Source organism: Bacteroides sp. HF-4919 (assembly GCF_018860125.1).
The window spans coordinates 102,411-116,519 of sequence record NZ_JAHKNF010000006.1 but is presented as its reverse complement, the minus strand read 5'-3'; the positions used below and the strand labels follow the sequence as shown (position 1 = coordinate 116,519).

General features: G+C 45.0%; 8 protein-coding genes. 1 reads left to right on the top strand and 7 read right to left on the bottom strand.

Features of this window, described 5'->3' with window-relative positions:
• Positions 1-114 precede the first annotated feature (114 nt).
• On the bottom strand, positions 115-1,248 hold the full coding sequence (locus KO473_RS11910) for an acyltransferase family protein (protein WP_005775597.1): 1,134 nt from the start codon (positions 1,246-1,248) through the stop codon (positions 115-117).
• Between the two features lie 202 nt (positions 1,249-1,450).
• Between KO473_RS11910 and KO473_RS11905 the strand changes: the two genes are divergently transcribed.
• Positions 1,451-2,098, top strand: a complete 648-nt coding sequence (locus KO473_RS11905; protein ID WP_005775598.1) for an HAD family hydrolase — start codon at positions 1,451-1,453, stop codon at positions 2,096-2,098.
• 75 nt (positions 2,099-2,173) lie between these two features.
• On the opposite strand, the gene KO473_RS11900 is transcribed toward KO473_RS11905, so the two are convergent.
• The 6 genes from KO473_RS11900 to KO473_RS11875 form a co-directional block, all read right to left on the bottom strand.
• Complete coding sequence (locus KO473_RS11900) at positions 2,174-3,730, bottom strand: sulfatase (RefSeq protein ID WP_005775601.1); 1,557 nt, start codon at positions 3,728-3,730, stop codon at positions 2,174-2,176.
• Positions 3,731-3,750: 20 nt separating this feature from the next.
• Entirely contained in the window at positions 3,751-5,829 is a 2,079-nt protein-coding gene (locus KO473_RS11895) for a Sip1-related alpha-galactosidase (protein WP_005818457.1), read from the bottom strand.
• An 8-nt stretch (positions 5,830-5,837) separates the two neighbouring features.
• Positions 5,838-7,220 (bottom strand): alpha-L-fucosidase, encoded by a 1,383-nt coding sequence (locus KO473_RS11890; RefSeq protein WP_005810234.1) that lies wholly within the window; start codon positions 7,218-7,220, stop codon positions 5,838-5,840.
• A gap of 5 nt (positions 7,221-7,225) precedes the next feature.
• Positions 7,226-8,671, bottom strand: coding sequence for a sulfatase (locus KO473_RS11885; RefSeq protein WP_122130229.1), 1,446 nt, complete (start codon positions 8,669-8,671; stop codon positions 7,226-7,228).
• A gap of 118 nt (positions 8,672-8,789) precedes the next feature.
• The gene (locus tag KO473_RS11880) at positions 8,790-10,772 is read right to left on the bottom strand and encodes a RagB/SusD family nutrient uptake outer membrane protein (protein WP_005775605.1); all 1,983 of its coding nucleotides are present in this window, start codon (positions 10,770-10,772) and stop codon (positions 8,790-8,792) included.
• Positions 10,773-10,784: 12 nt separating this feature from the next.
• Positions 10,785-13,970: a TonB-dependent receptor gene (locus KO473_RS11875; RefSeq protein WP_005810229.1), complete on the bottom strand. Its 3,186-nt coding sequence runs from the start codon at positions 13,968-13,970 to the stop codon at positions 10,785-10,787.
• Between the last annotated feature and the right edge of the window lie 139 nt (positions 13,971-14,109).

The window sequence follows — 14,109 nt, the reverse complement described above, 5'->3', positions numbered from 1 at the left end:
AAACTTAAAATATTTTCTTTGAAAAAGAAGTTTTCCGGACTGATTCCGTATCCCTGTTAACAAATATTATGATAGCGGTGTCGGCCTGTCAACGAAGTTATTGCCCTTAGTTCTCTATACTCTCAAAAAGATGGAGCGTTGGTAGAGCAGCCATAAGATGACATATACGATAGATATGCTGACTAAAGAAATTAATACAGGATAGTAGGCACCCATATAAGGTTCGAGCCCATAAAACAGTGAATTTCCTATGCATCGGAAATCGAAGATGCAATCCAGCAAGTAGGCGAGGATAGAGTTCATTCCATATACTTTCAGCAGCGTCAGGTGAGAGCGGTGTTGTTTATAATCGATCCAGTAATAAAACAGTCCCATCAGCAGGAAGCAATAACCACTGCTGACCAGTACCATCGAACTGGTCCATATGGTTTTGATAACTGGAAATACGAGTCCCCATGTCCAGCCTGCGAGAACCATGCCTGCACCGATGCCAAAGTACAACCGAAGCTTATGTTTACCTTCTGTTGCATCTTTGGCAATGTAACCGGCAAACAATCCGGTCATTACAGTGACTATAAAATTCAGGCTGCTCAGTATCCATGTATAATAGTAACCTTCAGCAAAAATGATGGTTCCGTTTTCTACGGAAGCTCCGTCCCGGAAACGTCCCAATACAGTCCGGTCGATCCATTCTGCCAGATTACCTTCGGGAGTATAATTGCCACCTCCGTAGCCATCGATGCTGATGAACTTCATGGCAGCCCAGTAAATGAGTAGCAATGCAACGCAGAGAACGATTTGAGTTTTTCTGCCGGTATAGAGAAACAATAAGGCAGCAGCAATATATCCCGTAGCGATGGATTGCAGAGTGTTTGTATACAGATACAGATGATCGGGATCAAAAGACAATAGGTTACCTTGGCACATCATGCCGAAAATCCAGAGTAACAGTACTCGCTTGCATAACCGATAGATCAGTTTACTCTTGTCTGCCTCCCCTTTGAATCGGGATAGAGCGAATGGGATAGAGATTCCGGACATGAAAAGAAATAAGGGCATGATTAAATCCCACGGGGAAAAGCCGATCCAGTCGACGTGTCGCAGGCACCAGTTTACTCCATCCAGATGGGGAGAGTCTATGGCTCTGACTAAAGTTCTTAACAAGGGGCCTAATGCCACCAGAAAAAAGAGGTCCAGTCCTCTTAAAGCGTCCAATGATTCTAATCGTTGTCTTATCGGCTGTTTCATACAGATGTGTTTTTAAAGCATCAGAATAAATAGATAGTTACTAATAAATACGTGTATAAGAGCTTTATCCCTCAAAATTCAATCCCTTTTTTGTCACTGTCGTCTTCCCGTTAACAATTATTATAAAGCTTGTCGGTGGGATGACAGTAAAGTTAGCGCTGAATTATCCGTATCTTTGTCGTAAACATAGAGATATAAAGAGATGAAAAAACTGATAATATTCGATTTGGATGGTACTTTATTGAATACCATCGCCGATCTGGCACATAGTACGAATCATGCTTTGCAAGTTTTGGGATACCCTACTCACGAAGTTGCTTCCTATAACTTTATGGTGGGCAACGGTATCAATAAGTTGTTTGAGCGTGCATTGCCCGAAGGAGAGAAGACGGAAGAGAATGTGCTCCGTGTCCGTAAAGAATTTCTTTTGCACTACGATCGGCATAATGCTGACGAGAGTCGTCCTTACCCGGGAATTCCGGAATTACTGGAAGCATTGCAGAATAAAGGCCACAAATTGGCCGTGGCTTCCAACAAATATCAGGCAGCCACCGAGAAACTGATTGCACATTATTTCCCCGGGATACGGTTCGTTGCCGTATTTGGCCAGCGTGAAGGTGTGAAGGTAAAGCCGGATCCCACTGTGGTATATGATATCCTGCAGATAGCCGATGTACCGAAAGAAGAAGTATTGTATATCGGCGATTCGGGAGTAGATATGCAGACGGCTATCAATAGCGGGGTTACTTCCTGTGGAGTCACGTGGGGATTCCGCCCCCGTACGGAGCTTGAATCGTTTTGTCCTGATTTTATAGTGGATAAGGCGGAAGCTGTTTTGTCTATTGTTTAATAAGTAAAGAGGAAAACTGAAGGTCCTACGGGGCTTCAGTTTTCCTCTTTTATAAAGTTGCGTCTATTCGCGCGGTTATTTGATTTCGTCCGGCCAGGGGCATGGTTTTCCGGTGGCTTTGAACGATGGGCGTTGTCCGCCGACTTTACGCAGATAGTTACCCAGATCTTTTGACAGGTGTTTTACGATATCCGGATGCTGGGCTGCCAGATTATTTTTTTCACCTATATCTTGAGGAATGTTGAACAGCTCTTTCTTACCGTTTTCATAATAATAAATCAACTTCCAGTCTCCTTTACGTACCGTACAAGTCGGGCCTATACCCGGACCGTCGTTACCCCAATGGTTCGGGAAGTTCCAATACAGGCTGCGTCCTTTCGAAGGGTCGCCTGTCTGCTTTAATAGCGGGATAAAGCTGATACCATCAATCGGCTGAACAGTTTTGTAATGCTTCACTTGTGCCATCTCAAGAATGGAAGGATAGAAATCCTCGATAATCAGATACTTGTCACATTTGGTATCCGGTTTCACTACACCGGGCCAACGTACGATCATCGGTTCGCGCACACCGCCTTCGTAAGCAGAACCTTTGCCGCTGTTGAGTGGAGAGTTTTGCGTATGTAATTTGCCGTCACGCCATCCCGGTTCGCTGGACAATCCTCCGTTGTCACTCATAAAGATGACGATGGTATTGTCTGCTTCTCCGTTTTTATCCAACCAGTCCATCAGGTCGCCTAAACTCTTGTCCATACCCTCAATCAGGGCGGCGTAAGCGGCTTCTTTAGGAGTCAGTCCTTTGTCGATGTATTTTTGGTAGAAACGTTTGTCTTTATCGATGGGAACATGAATGGCGTAGTGTGCCATGTAAAGGAAGAAAGGCTGATTGTATTCTTTGGCGTGGTTCAGTGCTTTTATGGCTTCCAGAGTCAGTGCTTCACTTACAAAAGTGTCTGTTCCCCAGTATTTATCCAGTCCCGGAACGGCAAACCAAGGATTCGGCTTTCCGTCCGTCCGGTTTCCATAATTGTTTTCACCCAGATAACTGGCCAGTCCGCCTCCTGCATGTCCGGCAATGTTCACTTCAAATCCCATGTGATAAGGACTCTCTCCCGGAGTATTCACTGCGCCGAAGTGTGCTTTTCCGCAATGAATCGTATGGTAGCCATTGTCTTTCAGAATTTCTGCCAGCGAGGTCGCCTGGAAAGTATGGTCGATGTTGGGGACCTGACAAACACCGTTAACGTTCCAGTCCGCTACATTGAATACATCGCTCGGACGGTCTGTTTGCTGACCTTTGGGATAGGTCCAGTTTGTCACCCGGTGACGGGCGGCATTCGTTCCCGTAATCAGGCTGCAGCGGGTAGGCGAACTGATACTGCTGGCATAGGCCTGCGTGAACATTACGCCTTGTTTGGCAAGACGTTCCATGTTAGGGGTTTCGTACACTTCATTATAGTGCGTTTTTTGTGTCCAGAAAGGTAGCGAGGTATCCTGCCACCCCATGTCATCCACCATGAAAAGGATGATGTTGGGACGTGTGTCCATGCGTCCGTCGGACTGTTGGCTCTGTGCTTGCAGAGCAGGGGCAGCCAATGGAGCCAGTGCGAAGGGAATGATTAGTTTTTTATTCATCGTGATATATATTTAGAGTATTACTTTTTGAGGGTTATTTCTCCGGGAGTTTTGATCCGGATACTTCTTAGTTCCTGTCCTCCGGAAGTCTCTGCCCATACTTTTAAGGTTCCGGGGCAAAGTACATTGAGAGTCAGTTGGTCCGGTGTGGAGGAGAGGATCTCTACGGTTGCGGGAGACAGATACTTCTCTTGTATGCCGATTACGGCCCAACCGTTGCGGATGGGGCATAAATGGAACAGCTCGTCTGTAAATCCCTCAAGTTCCACGGGATATGCCGAAGTCAGTTCGGTGGCTGTCCGGGCCTTCCAGTCGAACAGGAGTATCCGTCCGGAGGAGGTCATGTCCGGTTTTCCGGTAAGGGTTTCTCGTAACAGATAGTCTTCTTTGGCAATTCCGGCTGTCACTTCCCGGTATTTGGAAGAAGTGTTCAGATTGTAGCAGATGATGCTTACTGCTTCATCTCCCGTGGGAGCAAATACCCGATATGCCTTTCCATCCTGTAACGGGTTGGTAAGGATTGATTCGGGAGTCGGTATGGCAGGTGCTGCCGGACGGAATATCTTTCCGTTGTTGTCAATCAGTGGGAAGATGTTTTCACTGACAAATTCTTTCGGTGAATCCGAAAGATAAACCGGTCCGCCGGAGATGGCTTTCGATCGTGCCATCAGGCTGCCGCAGATCGTGTCGCTGGAATGAAACATGTCATGATCCGGCCACACTGTCTGTCCTTGCAACAGGGTATTGGTGTACGATTGGAAAAGATGGGATTTAGCCATGTCTTCATCATACTTTTTGTAATCGATGCTGACGCGGGTTACTCCGCTATACAATGTATGGTCAGTATTGAGAGTGTTTTGTGCCATGCAGTTCATCAGCCCTACCTGTTGGTTGTGTGTCTGCCTTTCCAGTGCCAGATTGCATTCTTTAGCCTGCCGGACAACTTCTGTCCCACCCATATAGAGAGGTAAGGTGAACGCCTGATTGTCTATTTTGAGAAAATCGAATCCGTTGTTCTTTAGCGAACGTACGTAGTACCGGTAAAAATTATCGATGTTCCGGGGACTTTTGCCGGGTAACAGGCTTCCGTTGAACGTGTAGAGGCTTTGCTTTATATCTGCCGGGAAGTCATTGTCGGAAGATATTCCTGCCCAGTATCCTGAAAGGGCGTACCATAATCCCATCCAGCGGATTCTGTCTTTGTTCTTGCGAGCCATGATTTTATTCCATCCGTTAGGGAAACGCTTCGGATCGGGAACAAAGCTCATCAGTTGGCGTTGTCTGTTGGCTATGTGCCCGTCATCGATCAGCACGTAGCGTACGGGAATGCCGGACGCTTCGATGGCATCGAGATCATTCAGTATTTTAGTTTCGTCAATATCGTAGTGATAATGTTCCCACGTACACCATCCGAGGTAATTCAGTGCTTCGAAATACTCTTTGTCCGTACGCTTTTGCAGTGCGGAAGTTTTATGGTCTGCTATCAGTGTTTCGTAAGCCTGACGGAGTACCTGATAAATGCTGCCGGCATTTTGAGTTAATGCTACCGGCACTTTACCCGAGAGGCGGTCGCATCCGAGTGTGGATACATAGAGGTTCAGGGAACCGTCTTTGTTTATCTGGAACCAACTGAGACTATTATCTCCGGACAGAGCTTTTACGAAGAGGTAATTGCCATCGGCCAGTTGTAGTAACAATGCGTCTCCCAAAGTGGAAGGACGTGCATTTGAAGGAATACCGGGGTAGTTTTCCTGTGTAAGGTCTTTCAACCGACCGAACATCCAGGGCAAGAGCCGGTTGGTGTTATTAGGCCACTCGAAGTCGCCGGGACGGGAGTCTCTGCTGAAAAATGCACCTCGTACATAAGCAGGTAGCTGAATGTTGTAGCAAAGAGTAGATTGATTGTCGGGAACTGTTTCTGTGTACATGATCGGCGCAGATGTCCCGTCAATCCGGAGAGGTTCCGGAATCTGACAGGCATTTACATCTTTGAACGATTTACCTTTTTCATAGATAAACGTGCTTTGTGCGAGTATGGTTGTTCCGGAGAAGACCATACCCGCTAAAGCAAGCAAACTCATGATGAAATGTTTCTTCATTCTTGTGGTTAATTTACGGAGAAAGCACTGAAGTTTGTAATATCGGGCAGGGCAATGGATTGCAGCACTGTCAGCCGTAATGCCGTTGCTTCAATGGGATCGAATTTCTCGATCCGCTTGTGCCCTACGGATTCTCCGGTACATACGGTTTTCCATTTTCCGTTTACTTTAGCTTCGATTTTATATTGGCGGATGCGTTCTCCGTTTTTTATGTTTTCCTGAATAATGCAGTAATTGACCGGTTGCTTGGATTTCAGGTTCAGAGTCAGGCTCTTCTTTTGTCCTGAAGTCTGTGCCAGAGGTGAAGTAAAACGGCGGTTGATTTCTTCACCCCACTCTTTGAGGCGTTGTTCGTCACCTGCGGGAATCAGGCCGGTCGGATCGGGAGTCAGTCCGACAATCAGGGTTGCATTACGTCCGACGGACTTCTCGTACATATTCATCAACACATCCAGCGAATAAATGTTATTTTCGTCATCCGGTTCCCAGAACCATTCATGACGTCCGTTAGCTCCTCGCAGGGGAGTATCGGCCATGGCGGGTACCCAATATTTTCCGTCTTTGTCACCATGCTTCAGCAACTCAAGTTGGTTGACATTGCTTTCTATCCTTTTGTGATGTGAGCAGGGAGCCGGGAAGGTAGACCAACAAGGATATCCCACTGTCCCCGATTCAGAACCTCCCCAACGAAAGTCGGCACGGTCTATGTTATGGTAGAAGAGGCAATTGGGCTGATATTTATTGACTATCGGCTCTACATCCGGACCGTCTCCCCGGGGATCATCTGCTCCACCGTCAAACCAGATCATATAAAGGTCACCGTATCGGGTGCAAAGTTCTGTCACCATCTTTTCGCACAAGCGTTTGTACCAGGCCTGGCGGTTATGGGCGAATTCACCTTCTCCTTCGGCTTTAAAGTTATGAATACCCAGCAGAGAGTTCCAACGGATACCGATATAAATTCCGGGTTGTAATCCATATTTGCGGCAGGAGTTTACGAAATCACGGACAATGTCTCCTTTTCCGTCTCTCCATTTCACAGCTTTGAGGCAATATGGGTTTACGTCACTTTGCCATAGCCCGAAACCGGTTTCGTGGGTTGCGGTAAGTACGGCAAATTTGCATCCGGCGGCTTTGGCTGCTTGTACCCACTGGTCAGTGTTCAATTCGGTCGGATTAAAGATGTTGTAGTCTTCTATCGGGTTGATACGGTTGTTGCCTTGTCCATAACGTATTCCGTCGAATACATGAAGGTCATAGTGGAACACAGCTCCCATTTCAGCCTCGTGCCATTTCATTTGAAGAGGTTTGGGCACGGGAATGTTACTTTGTTGAGCCACACAATAGGTAGAAAAAAAGAGTAAGAGTAGGGTGTAATTAAGTTTGTTCATGGTGGTTAAGGGGTTATATAATTTGCAAATGGATCATTGGTTTGGGTAAGCCATGCTTGCAACTGTCGGCTGAATTTCCGTATCAGTTCGGGTTGTTGGTTGGCTATGTTGTCCATTTCATACGGATCGTTGTTACGGTCGAAAAGGATCACTTTATCGATTTTACCATCGGTGGCATGAACCACGTAAGTATATCGGTCGGTACGTAGCCCGCGGTATCCGGTTGCGTGATTGTCATATTTCACGAAGTAGTAAGGCTGGACAATCTCTTTTGGTTCTCCGGTTATTATTGCGTTGCCCAAATCAAATGTCTGTACGGTAGAGGGTATTTCCTTTTGAAATCCCATCATAGAAAGTAGAGAAGGGTATAGGTCGGCAAAGGCAATCATCAGTTTATCATCCCGGCGGGGTTTGATTTGATCCGGCCAGGAGATGATCATCGGAATGCGCATTGATTCTTCGTAGAAAATATCTTTTCCGGCATTTTCGTGAGCACCCATGCAGATGCCATGGTCGGAAGTGAAGACCACGATGGTATTATCGAACAGATGATTTTGTTTCAATGCTTCGATAATGCGTCCTACATTTTCGTCTACCCCTGTGATGCAGGCATAGTAATTGCGGATGTTGTTACGGAAGTAGTCTCCCATTTCCGTGCCTTTTGCCGGAATATCCGGACGGTCTTTGCAGAGAGCTTCTACATCCAGATTTTTGTATATCTCTTTGTATCGGTCCGGTACCAGTTCGTATCCCGTGTGGGGCGGATTCATTGATACAACCAGTGCAAACGGCTGTTTCTTGTTCTTTTGTTCGTTGATATACTCGATGGCTTTATCTGCTTCATATTCCGGTCCCCATTGGTTGACGTAGTAGAAGCTGTCCCGTGAGGCAGTTGTATTCCAGTACATGGGTTTAAGGTGATAGTCGTACGTTCCGTATGCTATCCAATGTTCAAAACCGTGGCGACGTTCGGGCGGACACCATTCATTCCATGCCACTTTTCCGCGGTTGTTGTAAGTATCTACGTAGGGTTTGTAAGGGGCATCCAGGTGCCACTTTCCGATATATCCGGTGTTGTATCCCTGATCTTTAAGTACATCACTCCAGCACCTGGCGTCTTGTGGGAGTTCCACTCCGTATGGGGCTGTGGCAGAATTGCAGTTACCGGTTACCTTGCTGGAGATGGGGTACATACCGGTCATCAACATTCCTCTCGCAGGCGATGACACCGGATAGCCACTGACAGCATTGGTGAAATTGATACCTTCGGCAGCAAGTTGGTCTAAACTGGGGGTTTGTACAGGCTCTTTGCCTATGCATCCCATTGCGTCTCCTCGATGTTGATCGGCCATAATGAAGACCAGATTGGGGGGAGTTTGCTTTTCCTGTGCCTGTAGTCCTGTGGCCAAGATAGGCAAGGTAAGCAGTGTTTGAGGGATAATCTTTTTCATAATGCTGTAAAGTTACATCTTTTCTATAAAAATACAATTTTTGGTGAAAGAAACAAGACCTCCCCGCACTTTTTTTGAGGAGGTCCTGTTGGTTATCGGATATCTAATCTACTGAAAACTAATCTCCATCGGGGAGACTGCTGGTTTCTATCTTCCATCCCGGATTTTGATAAATTGTGGAGGTGGTATAGTCTGTAGACCCTTCTTCTGCTGTTGTCAGACGGAAGTGATCGAAGGCTATCGGATTCAGGTATTTATTCTGGTTCCAGTTATAGCCGTTATAGGCTATGTTATTTGTATTAATCCGGTAAGGACGCAGGTACTGGCTTTCTGATTTTGCTGATACATTGGCATTGGCGTTCCCTGATTCTATCAGGTTAATAACAGAGAGAGTGACGTCTGCTGTTGGTGCCGGATTGGGAGTTGTGTAGCGTTGATAGTTTTCGCTCCACAAATCGAATCCTTCAATATGATAATTTTGCATCATATCCAGTGCGCGCCAGCGTTTCAAATCGTTCAGACGAAGCCCTTCGGCTGCAAACTCAATACGGCGTTCCCGACGGATGTTATACAGAGTGTTTGATACGAACTCTGAACCGGAATAGCGGGCAAAGTCCAGTTCCTTACTCAAATCTGTCGCATTGATTGTTTTCTGATAATCGGTATCCATTCCTGCGCGGCTGCGGAGGGCTTTCCAGTATTTATCACTGTTGGCATCGAGTGAGTTATTCAGTTCATAATCTGCTTCCATATAATTCAGGTATGCTTCTGCAGCCCGGAATACAACGCATGCTGTAGTTGAAGGCAGAGTCGGACCTTGTGCAGCATCTGTTGTCAGTCCTTTTTTTACAGAATAGCCGGTAGGACATTTGTTTTCATTCTGTCCAAGTACAATTGGTGCACGGTAATAATAGCCATATCCTTTGACCAGATATTCGATATTGCTGCCTCCTTCTGATAATAGATCACCAGGTAATAAAGTATTGTATGTCAGACGTGGGTCACGGTCGGTTGCAACTGCTTCATAAGATTTATCTCCTTGATAACCGGAATTGCCGGCATAAATAGGTAATCCGTTTTCCATCAGGTAAGTTTGCATCATACTGCGTGTCCATCCGGTGTTACCTCCTCCATTACGCTGAATATATCCTACTACGAAGTGATTCACAGAAGGAGTCAGGCTGGCATCATAAGCTCTCCACAGTAATACTTCCGAAGCATTGCTTAATGATTGGCTGTTGAATAGTGACGGATAATCATTGAACAACGGATACTTATCTGCAACAATTTGGGCGGCTTCTTTTGCCTCTGTCAAGAAGAATTTGATTTCAGAATCGATGTCAATCGTGAAATCCTTCAGATAATCCTTTTCTGCTCCGGGCCATCCCGGGCCTCCCGGAACGCGGGCAGTTCCTTTATGATACTTTTCCCAAGTGCCTTCGAAGAGAGCTACACGGCTTTTCAATAAAGCAGCACAATCTTTGTTTAGACGGTTACTCATAGGAGCAGTTGTTTTCATGTAATAGTAAGCAGAATCCAGATCTTGTAAAATGAAGCGTGCCACTTCATTACGCGGGCGACGTTTACTTGCTTCCCTGACCGTTTCATAGTCTTCCGAAATCCATTGTTTTAGGATAGGGAAGTCTCCGAGAGCAACTAACTTGGTGTAATAAATGTAAGCACGGAAGAAATACATCTCTCCCAGATAATGCATGTTATTAGCTTCCGTTCCACTTAGTTCGCCAGCTTCCAGGCGAGGGCGTACTTTGTTGATGAAGTAATTTACATTTCGAATTTTACCGAAATCCCAGGCGCCACCACTTTGAGCTACACGAGTTTCTCCTTTTACAAACGAACTGTTGGGGTTACTTGCAGCTTGGTTATCACTGTTGTTATCAGTAGCAAATACTCCCATACTGTATTGTCCCGGAGTGTGGGATGGAAGTTGGTCATACAAATTAGCCGAATAAGCCGCCAAATCACTTTCTGCCAACAGATATTTGTCGGTAGGTACGGCATCCAATGGCTCTTTATCGAGAAAATCATTGCAAGAGCATAAAACACTTGCTAAACTAAAAATATATAATAGATTCTTTTTCATTATACTTGCTTTTTAAAGAGTTATATTTAAACCAAATGAAATAGTCTTTGACAATGGGTAGGTCTTTCCGTTACTGAATCCGTTACCGGCAGTTGCTTCAGGGTCGAACATATCGGCAATACCACTAATTGTAAATAAGTTCTCACCGCTGACATAAACACGGAGCTTTTCAATTTTTGCTTTATTCATCCAGGCTTTGGGGAATGTATATCCGATTTGCAGATTTTTCATACGCATATAAGCACCGTTCTGCAAATAGCGTGTTTGAGTCTGCTTGTTTTTGTTTCCTTTATCACCCAGATATGCTTTGGGATAGTATGAATCGACATTTGCTCCGAATATAGAAGTTGTGTTTTCAGGACGGAAATAATCGAGATGTTCGTCGAAACCTACAGATTGCCACTCGCCACCGTCTGCTCCCCAGAACATCGGACCGCTCAACCAAAGATCACGTTTCATGACACCTTGGAAGAACATCTGGACATCAAAGCCTTTCCAGTCAGCTCCTAAGCTCAATCCGAAACGAAAGCGGGGAGTACTGTTCCCGATTTTCTTTAAATCACCATGATCTGTTGCTGTACTATTTCCTTTGTCTACTACACCATCGCCATTGAGGTCCCGGTACATAATATCACCTGCTCCCCAGGCAGAACCTATCTTACTTTGGTCATTGTTAGCCAGCCATTCCGTCATTTGAGCATCTGTATGGGCAATACCTTCGGTTTCGTATCCCCATATCTCTCCGATAGTCATTCCATTGTAATAAAGGGCGTTGCCGTTTGCATCCCACAGAGCTTTAGAAGCGTTAGGATATGAAATGACTTTGGCACGGTTGTCAGAAAGATTGAATCCTACATTATAGTTTACTTTTCCGATATTATCTCTCCAGTTAGCCTGTAGTTCCCATCCCTTATTTTTTAATTCAGCATTGTTGGTGTTGGGTAGTGAAGTTCCTAAAATAGCACCTACTTCGGCTGCCGGTCCTACCATATCTTTGGTTCTGCGGATGAAGTATTCAAAAGTCATGTTCAGACGATTGTTGAACATGCCGAGATCGATACCGAAATTGGTATTATAGATTTTCTCCCATGTAAGTGTGCTACTGACCATTCCGGGAACTCCGGCTGTTGTTGGTCTGCTGCCGTCCATTAACCAGTTGCCACCGTTGGCTGTTACACTTTGTGTCAGATAGAACGGATAGTAAGAGTCTGTGTTCTGGTTACCTAACATACCCCATGAAACACGAGGTTTCAGTGTGCCAATAATATCGTTGATTGGTTCAAAGAATGATTCACGGGCTACATTCCATCCTAAAGAGAAAGAAGGAAATACGTTCCAGCGCTGATCTCTCAAGAAGCGGGAAGAACCGTCGTAACGAACATTTACTTCAGCCATATAACGGTCTTTATAAGCATAGTTGAGGCGTCCGAAGAATCCGGCTGTGGACCAGTCATTGTATTTGGAACTATTAATCTTGTCTTCTCCTGTCGCTGCACTGATTTCCGGAACAAGACTGCTGATTACATCAGGACGCTGGGCTGCGAGTTCGCGATAAATATATTCTTCGGTATTCATTCCGACCAATGCCTTGAAGTAATGGTCTTTTATTTGTAATGTGTAATCAGTATATACACTTGTTGTGTAAAAATTGCTATTTTGGTAGGCTGAGCGTGCGAATGAGGATCCTGGAGAATAACTGCCGCTGAAAGCCAATGCCAACGGGTTACCGTTTACATCGTGCTCGTAGATGGGGTTTAGGTTTGTTTGTTTATTTTGGTTGATAACCCGCATTCCTGCTTCTGCATAGATATTCCAACCTTTCATAGGGTGAATCACCAATTGTCCCTGAAGGTAAATATTGTCATTGTGTGTTTTGGCACGTCCGCCGTCAGTCAATTGGCTGAGTTTACCATTCCTCATATAATAGCCGTTCGGGTCTTTAAAAGGCATCATAGGCCACATGCGGGCAATATCATGATAAAGGAGTCCACCTTCTTCAAGGTAAATAGGATTGTCAAGATCAAAACGAACGAATTTGGTGTTTATGTTGAAGTCTACGTATTTATTAATTTGCGCATTTACTTTTGCCGTTGCATTATAGCGTTTGTAATTATCGTTACCGTAACGGAGGTTACCGTCCTGATTCAGGTAACTGCCCGAAACGTAGTATTGCAATTTTTCTGTACCTCCGTTCAGGCTGATATTGTGTTCATTTGACCAGGCCCATTGAAAATGCTTTTTCCACCAGTTTACGTTATCATTGGCTTTCTCGTGGAAATGCCAATTGTTGCCGTTAGCTATGGTAGTTGTTGTAATTTCACCTGCCATATACTTCTGGATACGGTCTATGGTCTCTTCATCAAATATTGCACTACCACCTTGGTTGATAGATGCTTCATTGAAATAATTGGCAAAGCGATACGAATCGATTTGGTTAGGAAGATTAGTTGGTCCGGAATAGCGGAAACTGTTGTTGTAGTTTACCTGCATTTTACCCGCTTTACCCTTTTTAGTGGTGATCAGGATAACACCGAATGCGGCACGTGATCCATAAATGGAAGAAGAAGCGGCATCTTTTAGTACAGAGATGTTTTCAATATCTTCCGGATTCAGATTGTTCATGTTACCTTCCATTCCGTCGATCAAGATAAGTGGTGAGGCACTTGATCCTTTACCAATAGTACCTGTTCCACGGATGTTTACGTTCATTGTTTGTCCCAACTGTCCTCCTAAATCAGGGGTGGACAGGTTTAATCCCGGAACTACTCCTTGCAGAGCTTGTCCCACCTGTGATACCGGGCGTGAAGCCAGTGCTTTGGTATCTACACTGGCAACGGCTCCGGTTAAGTTTACTTTCTTTTGGGTACCAAAACCGACTACCACTACTTCATCAAGTGTTTTTGAATCCTCACTTAATTCAATCCTGAAAGATGTTTGGGCACCATTGAGGGAAATTGACTGAGTTACGTATCCTATATAAGACACGTTTAATACACTTCCTTTTGCAACATTTTTTAGGGCGAACTCACCATCCAGATTTGTGACGGTTCCGTTGTTTGTCCCTTTTACTTGAACAGTGGCACCGATGATTGGCTCATTGAGCTTTTTGTCAATCACAGTACCCGTAATGTTGAATTGCTGTGCATGCAATGAAGTGATGCCGAGCAGCAACATGAATAAGATTGAAATTTTTTTCATTCGTTTCTTATTTAAAGTTATACATAAGGTTTAATTACATGGCAAATTTACTGGGATTGCCAGATTGCGGGGGGACACGCTTATATCATTCAGCATACACGTTTAATTCAATGGCGTGTTTTTTTCAAATCTCTTTTGT